Annotated in this window: 13 protein-coding genes, 1 tRNA gene and 1 pseudogene; 13 read left to right on the top strand and 2 right to left on the bottom strand. The window is 46.2% G+C overall.

The genetic code is table 11. The features are described 5' to 3' along the window. The first annotated feature begins 45 nt into the window (after positions 1-45). The 13 genes and pseudogenes from ACN0S4_RS05445 to ACN0S4_RS05385 all read left to right on the top strand — a co-directional run bounded on the left by ACN0S4_RS05445 (position 46) and on the right by ACN0S4_RS05385 (position 16,315). Complete coding sequence (locus tag ACN0S4_RS05445) at positions 46-186, top strand: hypothetical protein (protein WP_417656698.1); 141 nt, start codon at positions 46-48, stop codon at positions 184-186. Then, on the top strand, positions 173-2,518 hold the full coding sequence (locus ACN0S4_RS05440) for a fimbria/pilus outer membrane usher protein (RefSeq protein ID WP_417656697.1): 2,346 nt from the start codon (positions 173-175) through the stop codon (positions 2,516-2,518). The genes ACN0S4_RS05445 and ACN0S4_RS05440 overlap by 14 nt, the downstream gene beginning before the upstream one ends. After that, on the top strand, positions 2,515-2,982 hold the full coding sequence (locus ACN0S4_RS05435) for a spore coat U domain-containing protein (protein ID WP_417656696.1): 468 nt from the start codon (positions 2,515-2,517) through the stop codon (positions 2,980-2,982). The genes ACN0S4_RS05440 and ACN0S4_RS05435 overlap by 4 nt, the downstream gene beginning before the upstream one ends. Positions 2,983-3,303: 321 nt before the next feature. Continuing rightward, entirely contained in the window at positions 3,304-3,906 is a 603-nt protein-coding gene (locus tag ACN0S4_RS05430; protein WP_417656695.1) for a zf-TFIIB domain-containing protein, read from the top strand. A gap of 147 nt (positions 3,907-4,053) precedes the next feature. Next, entirely contained in the window at positions 4,054-6,465 is a 2,412-nt protein-coding gene (locus ACN0S4_RS05425; protein WP_417656694.1) for a hypothetical protein, read from the top strand. 684 nt (positions 6,466-7,149) lie between these two features. Continuing rightward, on the top strand, positions 7,150-8,688 hold the full coding sequence (locus ACN0S4_RS05420; RefSeq protein ID WP_417656693.1) for a type I restriction-modification system subunit M: 1,539 nt from the start codon (positions 7,150-7,152) through the stop codon (positions 8,686-8,688). Then, complete coding sequence (locus ACN0S4_RS05415; protein ID WP_417656692.1) at positions 8,678-9,898, top strand: restriction endonuclease subunit S; 1,221 nt, start codon at positions 8,678-8,680, stop codon at positions 9,896-9,898. The genes ACN0S4_RS05420 and ACN0S4_RS05415 overlap by 11 nt, the downstream gene beginning before the upstream one ends. Then, the gene (locus tag ACN0S4_RS05410) at positions 9,895-10,767 is read left to right on the top strand and encodes a GIY-YIG nuclease family protein (RefSeq protein ID WP_417656691.1); all 873 of its coding nucleotides are present in this window, start codon (positions 9,895-9,897) and stop codon (positions 10,765-10,767) included. The genes ACN0S4_RS05415 and ACN0S4_RS05410 overlap by 4 nt, the downstream gene beginning before the upstream one ends. A gap of 32 nt (positions 10,768-10,799) precedes the next feature. Next, on the top strand, positions 10,800-14,081 hold the full coding sequence (locus ACN0S4_RS05405) for a type I restriction endonuclease subunit R (RefSeq protein ID WP_417656690.1): 3,282 nt from the start codon (positions 10,800-10,802) through the stop codon (positions 14,079-14,081). Positions 14,082-14,083: 2 nt separating this feature from the next. Further along, positions 14,084-14,815, top strand: coding sequence for a M48 family metallopeptidase (locus ACN0S4_RS05400; RefSeq protein WP_417656689.1), 732 nt, complete (start codon positions 14,084-14,086; stop codon positions 14,813-14,815). An 88-nt stretch (positions 14,816-14,903) separates the two neighbouring features. Next, the gene (locus tag ACN0S4_RS05395; protein WP_417656688.1) at positions 14,904-15,074 is read left to right on the top strand and encodes a hypothetical protein; all 171 of its coding nucleotides are present in this window, start codon (positions 14,904-14,906) and stop codon (positions 15,072-15,074) included. 175 nt (positions 15,075-15,249) lie between these two features. Continuing rightward, positions 15,250-15,405: pseudogene (locus ACN0S4_RS05390) on the top strand (integrase core domain-containing protein); the annotation flags it as partial. A 52-nt stretch (positions 15,406-15,457) separates the two neighbouring features. Continuing rightward, on the top strand, positions 15,458-16,315 hold the full coding sequence (locus ACN0S4_RS05385; protein WP_417656687.1) for a hypothetical protein: 858 nt from the start codon (positions 15,458-15,460) through the stop codon (positions 16,313-16,315). An 81-nt stretch (positions 16,316-16,396) separates the two neighbouring features. Here the strand turns inward: ACN0S4_RS05385 and ACN0S4_RS05380 are convergent. Then, positions 16,397-16,473, bottom strand: a tRNA-Val gene (locus ACN0S4_RS05380). Between the two features lie 125 nt (positions 16,474-16,598). Further along, on the bottom strand, positions 16,599-18,155 hold the full coding sequence (locus tag ACN0S4_RS05375) for an AbgT family transporter (protein ID WP_417656686.1): 1,557 nt from the start codon (positions 18,153-18,155) through the stop codon (positions 16,599-16,601). Positions 18,156-18,221: the final 66 nt, after the last annotated feature.

The following is an 18,221-nucleotide window of genomic DNA, read 5'->3' as shown; positions in this document are numbered from 1 at the left end:
CACGATAATTTAGCGGCAGGCAACCGTATTCTAGCTGGTTCGTGGATGCAATGGACATTCGCATCACCACCACCGTCTGCCGGGCGATTAACCATTACAGCCGAAACCTCAGTTGGGCAAATGAACTTCGAATTGCCGTATCCTGACCGTCTACCCACAGGTTCGGTCTCTCATGAGCTTTATTGAACTTCGTCGACGGTTCTATTTTTCTTGTATGTTAGCAATCGGGCTGCTTAGCCCAATTGTATTAGCACGAGCGCCTAGCACTGACCTTGGGCGGACTGAAACCCTGTTGCTCAATGTCACCATTAATCATCAACAGCTACCGAGTGTCGTCCGCGCAGAGCAAACGGCAGACGGTCGGGTTGCTCTTGCTAAAGAAGTATGGGATGTAGCTCATTTGAAATTACCGAAAGACGAGCCTCTCTTGCTGCCGGATAACCAATACGGCTACGCGTTAGAATCGGTCGAGGGCCTGACATACATGCTTGATCATGGACAGATGACCCTAACCATTTTAGCACCGGCATCCGCTTTTTCAGCGAGTTCATTAGACCAGCTACAGGTGCCAGTTTCATTGCCAGACAAGGTTCAGCGGGGTTTCTATCTCGACTATGATTCGAGCATCAGTAGTGGCGACCACGGCTATGAAAGTCACAGTCTTTTACTTGAAGGCGTAGCCTTCAGCAACCAAGGCTCCTTAGTATCTGGCCTTTTAAACACCGGTGACCGGAATCACAATCAGGTTGTACGGACACAAAGCTACTGGCGTAAAGACCTTCCAGGCCCTATGGAAACCTTAGTGTTAGGAGATACGGTGAGCGATGGCGGTGCCTGGAGTCGGCCAGCACGCTATGCTGGCATCCGCTGGGCCCGCGACTTTTCTCTAAGACCCGGATTCATTTCTATGCCCATGCCTAGTCTTTCTGGGTCGGCAGCGTTGCCTTCGACTATCGATATTTTGATCAACAATCAACTCAGAAAAACTGAGCAGGTTAACCCCGGTCCGTTCGAGCTGACCAACGTACCTGTGATCAGCGGGTCAGGCGAAATCAATTTGATTGTTCGAGACCTTCTCGGGCGTGAAAGTATTATTAACCAAGCTTATTATTTTTCACCTCGTATGTTAGCCAAAGGTCTGTCCGATTTTTCTGTAGAGGCAGGGGTCTTGCGTGAAAACTACGGTTTGCGAAGCAATAATTATGACTATGACAATGGTTTTGTTGCTGGGACCAGACGCTACGGGTTGACGTCGGTCCTAACAGGAGAGGTTCACTTTGAGGCGCAGGCTCATCGTCAAGCTATCGGATTCGATTTCGTAGCATTGCTTGGTACCTTTGCCACGGTTGAAGCTGCAGTAGCAACAGCTCGCACTGATCAATCTCAGGGGAACCATTATCTGCTTGGTATGGAACGTCGCACTTCAGGCAGCAACGGATCTTTGCGTTGGGAGTATTTCGACCGTAATTTCGTTCAGTTTGCAGCAGTTCCGAACGAAATTAGACCACGTGAACGCCTTAGTGCAAGCTTTGGCACATTGCTGACGGGAACTGTTTCGACAGCTATCAATTACACGGCTCAGAAGTCTTGGGACAATAGTCGGCTCGAACTCTTGACGGTAAACCTGGGGCTGACGCTGGCAGAGGGTATATATCTTAGTAGCTATGCCAGTAAAGATCTCAGCTCTGATCAGGGTTGGAGCGCCGGTATTACGCTCAATTTCTCACTCGGTAAGCAGCGTTCCGCTAGCACTAGCACTCGCATGGGTAGCAACCGAAATACTATCAATCGAGCAGAGGTGAGCCAGTCACCGCCGGGCGGTCCCGGCTCGGGTTGGCGCTTAGCCGTCAGTGATGATCCTAATCAATATTGGCGCGGAGACCTCAGTCGAAACACCAACTTTGGTAGCTTCAGAGCGGAAGCCACCGATACGATCAATAACCCAGCCCTTCGTCTGGGTGCAAGTGGCTCCATCGGCTGGTTGGGCGGGCACACTTTCGCTACTCGTACGATCGGTGCCGGCAGTTTTGCCGTGGTTAAGATCGATAACATTGAAAATATACCCATCTACCGAAGTAATCAGCTGATCGCAAATACGAATGCTAGGGGTATGGCTTTGGTGCCCGATCTATTGCCGTACCAAGCAAACCAACTCACCATTGATCCGATAGAGCTACCTTTTGATATTGAGATTCAGAGCGTCCGAGAGGTTGCTGTGCCGTTTGCTCGCAGTGGACTACTGGTTGACTTCCCGGTGTATCGTTCACGCAATGCTCTGGTGATCCTACACCAGCTCGATGGCACAGTGGTGCCGGCTGGCGCGCGTGTGACGGTAGCGCTCGGTGCGACCAGTTTCATAGTTGGCAAACGTGGAGAGGCGTATCTCATGGATCTAACGGATCGCAATCTCTTATCGGGGCAATGGCAGGGTGGGGCGTGCGGACTGGTTCTTTCGTTAGATCCCGCTGGACCGAGTGAGCCGCGAATCGGACCTGTTACCTGTGGAGAACAACCATGAAGGCAATATTGAGATGGGCAAGTGGTCTGCTGTTGGCTCTAACTGGTTTAGTGATGACAGCGGCCGCACAGGCTGCGAGCTGTCAAGTAAGCGCATCTGGGGTAAACTTTGGCAGCTTTAGTCCACTGACGCTCGATTTTGTGGATAGCACCGGCAATATTACGGTGAACTGTACCGATGTTGTCGGCTACTCCATTGCTCTATCAGCGGGAAATGGTAGCTATAGTCTGCGTAGTATGATTTTCGGTACTCAGACACTCGAGTACAATCTTTACCTCGATGCAGCGTATCAACAGGTTTGGGGTGATGATAGCTCCGGAAACAATAACGTGGTGACTGCAGCCAACCCAGTAGATGGACAAAATTATGTCCATACGATTTACGGGCGAATTCCGCTCAGCTCCAGTCGCGGTAACCAGGTAGGTACCTACACTGATACCATCAGCATTATTGTGAACTACTGACGTCAGTTATTGCTAGTGGCTGTAGACAGGGTTCCAATGCGCTCTATCAGGCGATGGCTTAGCAAATCAAATAGTTTGTGAGTTCAAGAAAGTGGTGCGTCCGAGTAGACTCGAACTACCGACCCCTACCATATCAAGCTGCAATAAATACTCCTGTTTTTTAGAATAAACATATACTGCTAAAATCGCGTACATCCTCCAGGCCACTCTCACTTAGTCAGCGAATATTTCGCTTACCTACACGTTGGCTAAATGATTTTGAAAATAAGTGAAAAAAATGTAACCTATGATTATCCGAGAGTAGATTAGGAACTGTGTTAAATGAAGTGTCCAGTATGTATTACAGAAAAATTAATGCGAATCGGCCGCGAGGGAACCGAAATTGACTACTGTTCAGGTTGTCGAGGGGGGTGGTTAGTTAGCCATGAGCTGGAGAAACTTATTGAGAGCGCGTCATCCTTACACTCTCATAGCAATGATCAAATAAGCTCGGAGAGAGCGAAACGAATTGCAGAGGCAGAAAAACGAAAAGAAGAAATGAACGCTCGTAGAGAAGAAATGACGGTTCTGAGAGAAGAAATGCAGACGCGTGCAGCAAAGCGTTTGCAGAACAGCGCACGGGATAGAGCGCACAGACACCTATTATCAAAAAATAGACGTGTAAAAATGATGGGGCTCGATGAGCTGGCTAAGGACGGAGTTGAACAACTAGAACCGACAGATATCAAAATCCTTCGTTACTTTAAGGATAACCCGAATAGCCGCCTTGAAGCCGCAGAACCTATTTTAAAAATCCCCGCCGCTGATTTAAAAAATATTTTATCGGTAACCTTATGGGACTATATCCACTGTAATGAACATGACGAATGGAGTGTCCATGAGTTAGGTCTCTGGGTTCTTGAACAGTGGGATAGATCAACTTAGGTCACGTTTTTAGCGGCGCCAGGAAGGATTGCCAAAGAACACACATTTTTCCTACGCCTACCTACTTTCAAAGTTCCAGATCAGTTTTTATTCGGATCCTGTGGATGCAGTTTATAAGACACTTGGAGTTAGCTGAGGTTACAAATAATGGAAAAAAGGATGGTAGCGGAAGCGCGGCTAAAGGATCTGCCAGACGATCTTAGTTTTAGAACCATTAAAGGATATTTAGCTGAGCATCTCGGAGACTCAATTACCTTCACAGAGCTTTCTGCGATGAGCAAACTATCGGATAGTTTGTTTGAATTGCCGGGTTTTGATAACGCAAAATTACTAAAGCTGCGGCGCCTGGTTGAATGGTGGGAAAAGGTGATAACCACCGATAGCGTTGACTCTGAGGCGGTAGCTCCATATAGCTATATGTCTGATTTACCGTTTAATAACCGCTATCAGGGCATCAGAAATATTCTTACGAAGACGTTCGACGACTATCTTACCTATAAGCAGGTACGCGATCTTTCTGAAGGAGATTTGGCGGGCATCCCCGATTTTGGCAGCGAAAATCTAGCTGCTTTTTTCGAAATGATGGATTGGTGGGAAGGCTTATTAGGTTTAACGCCGACTGAAGTAAGAAATATATCCTTATTGGTGGAAGAGCCCGAAGTCGAAGAAGAGCCAGTAACCTCCGAAAAGCCATTAGCCGAAGCGGATAATAACAAACCTTATGAGACTAATGATGAACAAAATCTTTTGGCTGACACCCCCGGGGACCCGAGATATGAAACTTTAAAGAATTATCTTTTCAAAATTTTTGGTGAACGGGTCACGTATGAAGAGCTTCGGGATATGGATGAAGGGCAGTTACTTGATCTGGGTAGCTTTGGCCTTCGAAAACTTCGCCGATTCAGAGAAATGTTGCTGTGGTGGGAGGAATTTACGCAATCAAAAAAACGAGCAAAACAACTCGGGAAGAGTTCCAATTATTTAAACGAATTAATCGTTGAGCCAAAATATATTGCGCTACAGAATGCGCTTATCCGGAACTTAGGGCCAGAAATAACCTTTGAGCAGTTAGATTGCATGACTGACGGTGAGTTACTGTTGCTGGGAAGTATTAGTGCTAAAAAGTTAACCGTACTTAAGCAGCTCCTTGAAGAGTGGCCTACTTTACCAGAATACAGGAAGCTCGACTCTGATGATGATTATCAAGCTACTGAAAGCTTAGAAAAAAATGAAAATTTTCATCATAGTGATGAATTTTTTAACGCATCAGTTGACAGCTTGATACTAAATGAAAAAGAGCAGCGACACCTAGATTACGCTAAGTCTATTTTGGGTGATTCAGCCAGTGTCAGAGAGTTGCTTGCTCTGAACATCCGGTCAATGGAAGGGCTACACGGATTTGGTAAGTTAAAACGTGATTTCCTAATTAATCTAATTGAACGTATTGCTCACGGCGACGTGCTAGCAGAAAGGACCACAACGAATGAGAAACAAGCAGCAGGGGGTGCTAAATTCAATTCAGATTCGCTTGATCTTGAGCATGCAGAAAGAACACTTATACACCGGTTAGAAACTTATACAGAAGCCTTGACCTCGCGTGATCGTTATATATGGAATCATCGTCTGGGATATAAAGCACCTCACCTGACCTTAGAAGAAATTGGAAGTTCGTTACCTTCAGGTGCAATCACGCGCGAGCGTGTGAGGCAATTAGAGTCAAGAATACTTAAAAACTGGGTAAGCAGGTGCAGTCTATCTCCTTCGCGATTATGGTTTACCGTTCAGGAACATCTGAGTTTGTTAAAAAGTACCTTGATGCCTCAGCTAAGAGAATCATTTAGTAGTGAGCTCGCGTTTTTTGATTTTCTTGCTGCTACTTGTAACAAACAACAGGTAGAACTTAGAGACGTGCTTTCGCCGGAAATTCCAATTCTTTTAGTTAAAAAATTCTGGGCATATAACAAATCACCCGCTTTAATTTCGGAGCTAACCGATTTTTTAATCGAAGAAAAAGGTTATGGCGGCGCGGTAGCTGATAACGTTATTTTTCGCGGTATCGAGCAGAAAAAGCTTATAAAATACGGGGATTTCGTGTCGCCCGTTGACCTCCCCCAAGCTATTGCTATTGCGAACACACTTCTAGAGATTCCGGCCGGTGCATGTTGGCAGCAAATCCACAAAAGAGTAAATGAGAAAGGAATATCGCAAAAAGAATTACCGGAAGATCGTCTCAATCAATCTATTACCACAGCCCAGAATGCTGGCTATATTTATCAATCAGGTCGCGGAGAGTATCGTCATTCAAACTACCTAGAGCTTATCGATGAAGATATTAATAAGGTGCTAGCAGATTTAGCTGCTGTGCTCTGGACCGCGAAGGCCAATGGTCGTAATACTCTTCATCTCGTGGCTGATTTCTATAACAAACGAAATTTGAACCTCGATTATTTTGAAGTACGCCATATCGCTCGCGCTTATGGTGAACGTAAGGGCATTTTTTTCAGCGGTACATCCGGCGCTGATATAGTAAGTCTCGATGTAGACTTTTCAATTATTTAGCAAATGCAGGTTATTGAGGAAAAAGTAAACCGTTCTGGTAAACAAATTTCAAAGGCTGATATCGAAAAAATAATTCGCAGCGGGTAAACTGGTTTAAATCGGGGATCAACATTATGCTGATCCAGAGGTGGTTTATAAAGATGTCGATATTCAACTGATAAAAACGCTGCTAATAAAATTATTCACAGTGAACAGCAAATTTTAGACATCGAAATTTTGACGAAACGGCTCAATCGCATATTGGATTTTGATCACGATAAAGACTTTTATTTTGGTCTACTTAAGAGCTATGGTAATGATCAGAAATATAATTTTGGCTCCTACTGTGTGTCACAACATAAGCTAAAATTTGCAAGTGTTTCTGAAGCTGTTCGCACACTTATCAGTCAGGGAAGCGTAGGCGCTGAGCAGATATTACTTGAACTGGATCGCTACTTTCTGCATCAATACTAGTTTACTCGACGTTAAACAACTCTATATAGAGCCTACAGAAGAAATGCTCAAGATCCGCTAATGGCACATAGCAGACCAAAGTCGAATCCATATTTCAAAACGTGCGTTCTCCTCACCCACACGCTAAGATAGCTACACCAAAAATCTAACAAAAATAAACACGCGACACATTCCGTCGCACACAGCAGTCATTATGCTATTTTGAGTTACTTATACGCGTAGGGATACCCAATGAATTCGCCAATTTCACAAGACACTATTAACAAAGCGTTATGGAACGCATGTGATACGTTTCGTGGCACCGTCAGTGCCGATACCTATAAAGACTTTATCCTAACCACGCTGTTCTTAAAGTACATCTCGGATGTCTGGCAAGACCATTACGACCAATATCAGACGTCACACGGCGACGTGCCAGAGCTTATTGAAGAACTGATGAAAAACGAACGCTTCGTGTTACCACGTGACGCCAGTTTTTACGCCTTATATGAACGCCGCTACGAACCCGGCAACGGCGAGCGCATTGACCAAGCCTTACATGCTATTGAAGAAGCCAACGGCACTAAACTCAAAGACGCCGGTAAAAGCGTGTTCCAAGACATCAGCTTTAACACCGACAAACTTGGCGAAGAAAAACAAAAGAACGACATACTGCGTCATTTGCTTGAAGAGTTTGCCAAGCCAGAGCTAAACCTCAAGCCAAGTCGCGTGGGCTCACTGGATGTTATCGGTAACGCCTACGAATACCTCATTAAAAACTTTGCTGCCAGCGGCGGACAAAAAGCCGGTGAGTTCTATACACCACCTGAAGTATCCGACCTTATGGCCGAACTGCTCGACCCACAACCGGGTGATAGCATCTGCGACCCAGCCTGTGGCTCCGGCTCATTGCTCATGAAATGTGGCCGCAAAGTCGTTGCCAACCATGGCAGCAAGCAGTACGCACTCTATGGCCAAGAAGCCATAGGCTCAACGTGGTCACTGGCCAAAATGAACATGTTTTTGCACGGCGAAGACAACCACAAAATAGAGTGGGGCGATACCATTCGTAACCCCAAATTACTCGATAAAAACGGCGACCTCATGCTGTTTGATATCGTGACCGCCAACCCGCCATTTAGCCTTGATAAATGGGGTTATGACGACGCCGCCAACGACAAGTTTGGGCGCTTCCGCCGTGGCCTTCCACCCAAAACCAAAGGCGATTACGCGTTTATATTGCATATGATCGAAACGCTAAAACCAGGCTCATCATCAAAGCTCGGTGGGCGCATGGGCGTTGTCGTACCGCACGGCGTGTTATTCCGTGGCTCGTCGGAAGGAAAAATACGTAAACAGCTTATTGACGAGAACTTGCTTGATGCCGTGATTGGATTACCTGAAAAACTGTTTTACGGCACCGGTATACCTGCCGCTATTTTGGTGTTTAAGAAAAACAAAGATAACGAGCGCGTGTTGTTTATTGATGCATCACGCGAATTCAAATCTGGTAAAAACCAAAACCAACTGAGCGACGACAACATTCAGAAGATTGTCGATGTTTATCGCGAACGTGAAAGCGTGGACAAATACGCATACCTCGCAACCCTCGAAGAGATTCAAGAAAACGACTACAACCTCAACATTCCGCGCTACGTTGATACCTTTGAGGAAGAGGAAGAAATTGACCTCATGGCTGTGCGTTCTGAGCGCATGAAGCTTAAAGCTGAACTTGATGAACTAGAAGACCAGATGGCGAAGTATCTGAAGGAGTTGGGTTATGGTGCCTGAAGGGTGGAAAAAGCAACCTGTAGGGGAGTTATGTGACTCTATTGTCCCAGGGCGAAATAAACCGAAGACATTTGACGGTAATATTCCTTGGGTAACTACCCCTGAGATAAAAGGGCGCTATATTCCGTCTCACCATCAAGTTAATTATGTATCTGAGCAGGCCTTAAAAGAAGCGGGAGGAAAGTTGGTCCCAGCTGGAGCTGTTGTGATGGCTGCTGTTGGTGAACTGGGGCTAATAGCTATAACAAGCGAACCGATTGTTCTGAATCAGCAATTACATGCGTTCATCTGTTCAAAGCAGATTTATAACGAGTACCTTGCATATTGGCTCGAAACACAAAAATCATATATGGAAAGTATTGCCTCAAAGACAACTATTCCATATTTAAATAAAGCTAACTGTGAAAGCATTCCAGTGTTTTACCCCGCACTACCTGAACAAAAGAAAATCGCCCAAATTCTCTCTACGTGGGATAAGGCCATCAACATCACTGAGCAACTGCTTGCCAATAGCCAGCAGCAGAAAAAAGCACTCATGCAACAACTACTCATTGGCAAAAAGCGTTTGCTTGATGAGAATGGCGTGCGGTTTAGTGGAGAGTGGAACAATGGAAAACTTAGTGATATTGCGATAATTGATTCGGGTTATGCATTTAAGAGCAATGATTTTACAGAATCGGTGTGCGGTGTCCCGGTCATCCGCATGAGTGACTTCAGATCTGGTGGCATTGATATTTCTGGTGCAGCGAAAGTTGTTGTAGAAGCAACTGGAGGGCTAGATAAATTCAAGTTACGAGCAGGCGATTTCATTTTTGGAATGTCTGGTAGCTTGAGTAACTATGGCTGGGTAAAAGAAAATGATATTCCCTGCTATCTAAATCAACGCGTGGGTCGAATATTGGCAAAAGAATGTTCGGTTCAGCTATTCGTATCGTACTTATTCCTATCCGATAAAATTCAGAAGTTAATAATCGATAAAGCAGCTGGTGCAGCACAGTTGAATATAAGCGTAAGCGATTTGAGAGCCACTAATATTCAGTACCCAAGTTACCAAGAACAGCATAGGATTGCTAATGTGCTTGTTACAGCCGAAAATCACATAGCAGCGATACAGCAAAAACTCGAAGCCCTAAAACAAGAAAAGAAAGCCCTAATGCAGCAACTGTTAACAGGCAAGCGCCGCGTTAAAGTTGACGAGGAGGCCGCATGAGTTTTGAAAAGCAGCCCAGAACTATTCAAATCTTTTTGCCCAGTGGCGACCCGTCAGGAATTCGTGTGGCTGAAATCACCACGTCCATTGTTCGTGTGATTGAAGTGCCGCGCAACCAAATAGCTGAATTTTTAAAAATGCCAGAAGCGCACCAGGTTGGGTTGTATTTCCTTGTGGGGCGCGAGAATCAAGACGAAGTCTATATTGGGCAGTCGGGCGATGTCGGCCATCGGTTGGGGCAGCATTTAAAGAACGAAAAGAAAGATTGGGAGCGTGCTTTGGTTCTTATTTCGTTAACCAATAACTTAACGCAAACCCATGCGCTGTATCTTGAGTCGCTTAGTATCGAAAAAGCAAAGCAATGCGCTCGATACGAACTCGTTAACGGTAATGGAGGGCAGAAGCCGCACACGCCAATCCCGTTGAAAGCTGACTGTGATGAAGTTCATCGCGTTGGTTCATTGCTGCTCGCTACGCTAGGCTATCCCATTTTTGAGGCCTTGGTGGACCCAACTGAAGGCGACACCAAAGAAATGTTTTTCTGCACGCGCGGTGGTGTTGATGGTAAGGCTTATTACACCAATGAAGGGATGGTGATGCTAAAAGGCTCATCAGCGCCTTATGTGCCAATTCGAAAAACGACACAACCACGATTAATAAGCCAGCGTGATGAAATGGTTGAGAAAGGCATTTTGCACAAAGATGCTGATAGGGTAGTGTTTACTAAAGACTATCTATTCAACTCACCTAGTGGCGCTTCGTGTCTACTGGTGCTTGGAGCTACCAATGGATGGCGCGAGTGGAAAACTGCATCGGGCCAAACGCTTGATGATTATGTTGGTCGAGATACTGAAATTATTAAAGACTAACTGTTAAAGAGTTTATTCATTGGAGTTCAGTGATGGAACAATACACGCCCAAGTTTCAGGAAGAATACGCAGCCAAAATTCCCGCCATGACACTGTTGGCCAACTTGGGGTGGACGTTTCTAGCTCCGGCTGGTGCGTTGGCGCTGCGCGGTGATAAGCAAGATCAAGTGGTGTTGCGCGAAGTGTTACGCAAAGTGCTTTCGAATCGCACGTTCGTGTTTGCCGGCGAAAGCCATCCGTTATCGAACAACTCCGTTGACAATATTATCTCGCAGCTATGCTCGCCAGCACTTAATGAAGGCTTACGCCACGCCAATGAGAAAATTTATAACCACCTGCTGTACGGCATGCCGGTAACCGAGTTTGTTAACGGCAAAAAAGTCTCGCCAACCATTCAGCTTATTGACTGGCACAACCTTAATAACAACGAGTTCCACTTTACCGAAGAGTATTCGGTGACTCGAGCTAACGGCTTGGACTCACGCCGCCCTGATATTGTTTGTTTTGTGAATGGCTTGCCGCTAGTGGTGATTGAGGCCAAGCGCCCGGATGGTAATGCACAAAAAGGCCCAACGGTTCTTGAGGGCATCTCACAGAGCTTGCGCAACCAGCGCCCTGATGAAATTCCGCATTTATTTGCCTATACACAGCTGTTGTTGTCGATTAACGGCAGTGAAGGGCGCTACGGCACCGTCGAAACCCCTGAAAAGTTTTGGGCCGCATGGCGTGAAGAAGACATTAACGATGCCGAAATGCTGACGCTTAAAAATAAAAAGCGCTCGAGCGATGACATCAATGCGTTGTTCGCCCACCGCCATCCACGTGACTTAGCTTGGTACCACAACCTGCTAGCCGGTGGTGACTTAATGCTAAGCGGCCAAGACCGCCTGTTGATCAGCCTGCTATCGCGCGAGCGCTTGTTTGATATGGTGCGTTACTTCACCATTTTTGATAAGAAAATCGGCAAAATTGTTGGGCGTTACCAGCAAGTATTTGGCATTAAACGTTTAATTGAGCGCATTCAAAAGCGCCGTAGCGATGGCAGCCGTGAAGGAGGAGTGATTTGGCACACTACCGGCTCCGGCAAGTCATTCACCATGGTGTTTTTATCTAAAACACTTATTCTCAATGACGCCCTTAAGCAGTGCCGCGTTGTTGTGGTGACCGACCGCGTTGATTTAGAAGACCAATTGGCCAAAACCTTTGCTTCTGGCGGCGAGTTAGCAACCAAGAAAGACCGCGAATCGGCCATGGCTACCTCAGGTAAGCGCTTAGCTCAGCAAATAGGCGGTGGTAATGAACGTATTGTGTTCACGCTCATTCAAAAGTTTAATTCCGCGACCAAGCTCAAAGAATGCTACAACCCAAGCCCGGATATTATTGTGCTGATAGACGAAGGGCACCGCAGCCAGGGCGGCGAAAACAGCATTCGAATGGAGCAGGCATTGCCGAAAGCTGCTTTTGTGGCATTTACTGGAACGCCTTTACTGAAAGACGACAAAACAACCAATAAGTTCGGACCGATTGTGCATGCTTACACCATGCAACGTGCGGTTGAAGATAGAACCGTGACGCCGCTGTTGTACGAAGAGCGCGTGCCTGATTTGGATGTGAACGAGCGCGCCATTGATGCATGGTTTGACCGCATTACCGAAGGCCTAAGCGATGAGCAAAAAACGGACTTAAAGAAGAAGTTCGCCAAACGCGGGCAAGTTTACGGTGCTGATGACCGTATCCGTCTTATTGCCTACGACATTGCACACCATTTTGATAAGAACATCGGCGATACGCTCAAAGGCCAGCTGTGCTGTGACAGCAAAGCCTCAGCCATTAAATACAAGCGCTTTCTAGACGAAATAGGTCTGTTCGAATCGGCCGTGGTGATGAGCTCGCCTGACACCCGCGAAGGCAATACCTCGGTGGACGAAGCCAGCATGCCCGAAGTGAGCAAATGGTGGAAGGAGAACGTTGGTGGCGGTGACGAGAAAAACTATACCCAGCATTTGATTCAGCGTTTTGAGAATGACCCGAAGTTAAAGCTTTTAATTGTCGTCGACAAATTATTAACCGGCTTTGACGAGCCGCGCAACGCCGTGCTCTATATCGACAAGCCACTAAAAGGCCATAATTTGATTCAGGCCATTGCCCGGGTGAACCGCTTACATCCCGACAAAAAATTTGGTTTGCTGATTGATTACCGTGGCATTCTTGCCGAGCTTGATACCACTATCAAAGACTATCAAGACCTAGCCTCGCGCACCCAAGGCGGGTATGACATTAACGACATTGAAGGGCTCTATCAGCAGATGAGCACTGAATATAAGCGCCTACCGCAGCTGTATAGGCAGTTGTGGGCGATATTCGATGGCGTGAAGAATAAATCTGACACAGAAGCGCTGAAGCATGTGCTGATCCCACGTTTAGAGGAACGTGGCAGTGAGTTTGTTGATGTAAACCTTAAACGCCGCGAAGACTTCTACGAAGCCCTGACTGAGTTTGCCAGTTGCTTAAAAGTTGCGTTGCAATCGAAGACGTTCTTTGACGATAAAAGCTTTGCCGACAAAGACCGTGCTTTGTATAAAGAAACCGTGAGGCAGTTATCGAGCTTGCGCCAAGTGGTGCAGCAAGAGTCGGGCGAACGTGTGAGTTACGATAGCTACGCGGCCGATGTGAAAAAGCTGCTCGACAAACACGTCGTTGGCGTCGATGTGCGCGATGCTGAGGGTGTTTATGAAGTGGGTAAAATGGGCCAGAAACAACAGCCTGAAGAGTGGAGTGAAGACAAAACTCGCAACGAAACCGATATTATTCGCACCCGCGTTACTCGCATGATTGAGCAAGAGTTGCGTGATGACCCCTATGCGCAAGAAGCGTTTTCAAAGCTGTTGCGCCAAGCCATTGAAGAAGCCGAGAAGCTGTTTGACCACCCGCTGAAGCAATACATGATGTTTTATGAGTTTGAAGAGCAGGTAAAAGCGCGCCATTTAGACGAGCTACCTGATGCTTTTGATACCAACAAACACGCCCAAGGCTATTACGGGGTGTTTAAACAAAACTTGCCTGAGGCTTTTGCGCTGTTAGACGAGAAAACCCAAGAGAAATGGGTGAAGTTGGCGTTTGACGTGGACGACGTGGTGAGCCAGGCGGTTGCCGAGAACTCGATTAACCCACAAAACATTGAAGCTGATATTCGTAAAAAATTACTGCCAATGATTTTTGCTGAGTGCAAAGGTTTAGGCGGAGGCATCGACCAAGCGAAGCGCATTGTCGAGTCGGTGGTGCAGATTGTTCGTGTTGGCCGGTTGGACGCTTAACCATGAACGTTGCCATTCAAGGATTTTACTACGGTGACGAGTGGATTCCCTTTAGTCGCGGCGACAGCAAAAGTGTAGCGAATAAAGTTACGATTAGGGTAAAGCCTGACTGCACGGTTCAAGTGGCCGCACCCGCTAGTGCTTCTGACAAAGAAGTGCTGGCAGCAGCGCGTAAACGCGGGCGCTGGATTTACGAGCAATTGCGCGACTTTAAAGAGCAGCAGGCACACATTACACGGCGCAAGTATGTTAGCGGCGAAAGTCATTATTACCTCGGCAAGCAATACCTGTTGAAGGTTGCCGTGGATGCTACGGCACCACGTAGCGTCAAACTACTGCGAGGGCAGTTGTTGGTCAGCGTACGTGCTCAAGAGCCAGAGCGCGTGCGTTTAGCCCTTGAAGAATGGTACAAAGCTCGCGCTAAAGAAGTGTTTCATAAACGCTTAGACGCTGTTCTCGAGCAAGCTTTATGGGTGGACGAGCGACCACCGCTACGCGTTCTTACCATGCAAACGCAATGGGGCAGTTGTTCGCCAAACGGTCGCATCACGCTTAACCCACTGCTAGTAAAAGCCCCACGCGATTGCATTGACTACGTGATATTGCATGAGCTATGTCATATTGCCGAACATAATCATAGTGAACGATTCTACCGTTTAATGGGGCAGGTGATGCCGAACTGGGGAAAGATAAAACACCGACTGGATGCTATGGCTGGGAAGGTTTTTAGTTGAATAAACAAAGTGACGGCGGGTTGCGATATTTCGGTCTGTTGTGTAGGACTGTAATTTCGCCGTTAAAAAATAATATAAGGAAGCCATAATGAAAAAATTAGCATCGCTTATGATACTAGTATGCACCACATTATCAACTGCTTGTTACGCTGGCGTGTTGATGGAAGAGTGGACTGAAAATAACAAACGCTATTGCAAATATAGTGATGGCGAGGTTAAGGAAATCAGTTTTGGTAGCATCTGTCCAAGCACAAACTAACTCATTGTGGCTCCAAAAAGCCTACAACCTAAAAGGGTTTGGCTGTGCTTTTCGCAATTGAGCGTGTCGACAGTTGTGAACCAGGTGTGGTCAATGGGCTTTATGTCATATACCAATGCTTTATATTCAGATTGGTAAATTGAAACAGAACGCTTGTAGCTAACGATTTAATCGAACGGTTTGGTATGAATGGCTCGATTTGCATATATTCCAAAGCGTCGAACAGGCAAAAGAAGTTGCCACAAAGTGGCTTTTTCTTTACGAGAAGGAAAGGTCGAAGACGGCCATTGGAGACATTCCTCCCAAACAATTAACGCGAGCGGTTCATTAGTTTCTAAGAATAACTGCCGCTTAAAATGGGGGGATTACAAAAGGATTTTTACATGAAAAATATAATATCATTGACAATAGTACTTTTATTGGCGGGCTGTGGAGGTAGTAGCTCCGAGTCAGTAATTGATAACTCAGTTGGTTCCTCGCAACCGACCCCACCTGAAGAAATTGTTGAAGGTGGAACTCGCGGGACGCCTGCCGATTTGAGCCTTTCTATCAAAAACAAAATTGCTACTGATAGCGTAAATAACTACTTCAAAATTAATCTGGATATGGGCGATAGACTATACATTTATTCTGTTCTTGATTTGCCTCTCTCTGGACGTTGGCTTGAGCAATGTGTATATGCTTCATCTAATGCTGACTTAGGCATCAATATTGACGGTAAAGCAAACGCCTGTGGCTATAGTTTGGCTTACACGGCTGAAGCGGCTGAAAGCATCACAGTACACTTTGACTTTCCTGACGGACATTCAGGTTATGCATATGCAGATATTGTGAAAACTAATCAGCGGATAGCAGGAGCATATACCGGGAAGGGCAGCAAGCCGTCGACGCCAACGTTAGTGAAACTCAATGAACGGCACGCAATATCCAGAGAATCTTTTTACAATTTTTATGCTATCGAAGGCAATAAATCTCAAACCATTGTAATGACCAGTTACTTAGATGACTCTATCGGTGAAAGATTAGAGGCTTGGTGCCCAACCATGTATCGGGGATTTAGCGCAACGCGATCAGGTCGAGCGTATGGATTTTCGCTGAATGAAGAAGATTATTCTTGCTCACGAGTTGCCGAATTCACGTTTCCTGAAGATGGAACTTATTATTTACATGCGAGATACTTTGATCACTATGATCCAGTAGCGCCAATCGGGGGGTACTTTATTGTAGAGCAAAAACAATAACTTAAGAACTATGGCAATGCTTAAAATGTGCTGGTATCTTATAAAATACTTTTAAGAACAGGGTTTTAAGGTAAGAGAAAGTGGTGCGTCCGAGTAGACTCGAACTACCGACCCCTACCATGTCAAGGTAGTGCTCTAACCAACTGAGCTACGGACGCACATTTTAAAGCAGATGTTCGCAGATGCGAACGGGCGCTATATTAGTCATTTGAGGTTACGGGTGCAAGTGCTTTTTCACCTACACCCGTTTGTTTGCTTGAAATGTGCACAGTCTATGCGTTCATCAAAAGCCCAGTGGAATACCCAGTGTAAAGAACGCGACGAGCAACGCACTCCATACCACCATAAATGCCAAAGAATAGGGCAGCATCATGGCAATCATTTCCCCAAAGGTGAGCTGCGGATTGTACTTGCGCATAAAGGCAAGAATAATGCCCGCATAGCTCATCATCGGCGTGATGATGTTGGTCGATGAATCTGCTAATCGGAATGCCGCCGCAACTAAATCTGGTGTCATTTCGCTATTCACTAAGTACAGCATTGGAATAAAGATAGGGCCCAGTAACATCCACTTCGAAGTTAAGCCACCTACAAAGAGATTGATCAGCGCGGTAACGACAATAAAGCCCAGCAATAACAACACAGGATAAGACTGTAGGCCGAGATTCGTCAGCAAAGTGGCACCGAGATAGGTGATATAGGCGCCCAACCCGCTGTGACTGAGCACACCCAAAAAGTTGTAGCAAAAGAACGTCAGCACCAAAATATAGCCCATGGTATCCATCTGTTTGACCATCGCTCGGACAACATCAGGCAAGCCCTTAAATTTGCCACTCGCCACACCGAATGCGATACCGATCACGATAAAGACAAAGGTGATGAGCAAAATCACATTATTTAGATATGGCGTTACCGTTGTGCCCTCTGCGGTGGTGTAAGGTGCAAGTGGTCCTGCAGCAAGCCCATAAATGGCAAGCAGAGCAAGGATCAAACCGATACCAGCTGCGCGTAAGCCTTTCTTTTCTTCTGGTGTGACGTCAAAGTCGGTGATTTTGAGTTCGTCAGGCACGGTAAACGGCTTTTGTTCGAGGCGTGGCTGCACAAACTTCAGGGTAACCCAAGCACCCACAATACCCAGTACAAAGGTAGAAACGAGGATAAAATAGTAATTCATTGTGGCGGGAGTCAGCGCTTCGCCCGCAGCATTCACAAACGGAATATTTTGGGCTTCGGCGAAAACTTTGGCATTCACGCCAATGATCACATCAATAGGCGTGGCTGGAATCAAGTTTGCGCTAAATCCGGCTGAAACTCCTGCAAATGCCGCCGCCATGCCAATCAGTGGGTTTTTATTTAGTCCGGCATAAAGCAATCCAGCTAAAGGAATGAGGATTAGATAACCTGCATCGGTAGCGATAGAACTCATAATACCGATGAAAACGAGGAACAAGGGTAACCACTTAATGGGGAGTCCGCGTGAAACTTTCTTCAGAATAGCCGCGAATAATCCAGAGTGTTCGGCGACACCGACACCGAGCATCACAATCAAAATAACGCCAAGTACACCACCACCAAAACCCAACCAATTGGCTAGTAGCGCGTTATCAAAGAGCCACACGACATTTTCCGCGGCCAACATATTTCGAATTTCATAATTAATCGGCTGACCATCGCCACCATAGGTTGTAAAGGTAAGGCCACCAATTGCCCAGGTTAATATCAACGCGCCGATTAAAAAGTAAATGAAGATGATGACAGGATCTGGAATTCGTCGACCAACACGTTCAACAAATGCAATAAAACCGCCGTTCTCAGCAGCAGAGGAGGGTTCTTGTGACACCGTAATGTTCCTTGTGAATTATCGTTTTTCTTGTTAAGAAACCGATACTAGCTAATTCAAATAGAG

This window comes from Pseudidiomarina aestuarii, from assembly GCF_048263735.1.
GTDB lineage: Bacteria > Pseudomonadota > Gammaproteobacteria > Enterobacterales > Alteromonadaceae > Pseudidiomarina > Pseudidiomarina aestuarii_B.
Note: the sequence above shows the minus strand (reverse complement) of the source record. Positions and strands in the feature narration are given on the sequence as shown.

Coding starts and splice junctions, on each gene's coding strand:
- ACN0S4_RS05405 (WP_417656690.1), top strand. CDS start 10,800: ATGGAACAATACACGCCCAAGTTTCAGGAAGAATACGCAGCCAAAATT.
- ACN0S4_RS05395 (WP_417656688.1), top strand. CDS start 14,904: ATGAAAAAATTAGCATCGCTTATGATACTAGTATGCACCACATTATCA.
- ACN0S4_RS05415 (WP_417656692.1), top strand. CDS start 8,678: ATGGTGCCTGAAGGGTGGAAAAAGCAACCTGTAGGGGAGTTATGTGAC.
- ACN0S4_RS05445 (WP_417656698.1), top strand. CDS start 46: ATGCAATGGACATTCGCATCACCACCACCGTCTGCCGGGCGATTAACC.
- ACN0S4_RS05410 (WP_417656691.1), top strand. CDS start 9,895: ATGAGTTTTGAAAAGCAGCCCAGAACTATTCAAATCTTTTTGCCCAGT.
- ACN0S4_RS05400 (WP_417656689.1), top strand. CDS start 14,084: ATGAACGTTGCCATTCAAGGATTTTACTACGGTGACGAGTGGATTCCC.
- ACN0S4_RS05430 (WP_417656695.1), top strand. CDS start 3,304: ATGAAGTGTCCAGTATGTATTACAGAAAAATTAATGCGAATCGGCCGC.
- ACN0S4_RS05425 (WP_417656694.1), top strand. CDS start 4,054: ATGGAAAAAAGGATGGTAGCGGAAGCGCGGCTAAAGGATCTGCCAGAC.
- ACN0S4_RS05440 (WP_417656697.1), top strand. CDS start 173: ATGAGCTTTATTGAACTTCGTCGACGGTTCTATTTTTCTTGTATGTTA.
- ACN0S4_RS05435 (WP_417656696.1), top strand. CDS start 2,515: ATGAAGGCAATATTGAGATGGGCAAGTGGTCTGCTGTTGGCTCTAACT.
- ACN0S4_RS05385 (WP_417656687.1), top strand. CDS start 15,458: ATGAAAAATATAATATCATTGACAATAGTACTTTTATTGGCGGGCTGT.
- ACN0S4_RS05420 (WP_417656693.1), top strand. CDS start 7,150: ATGAATTCGCCAATTTCACAAGACACTATTAACAAAGCGTTATGGAAC.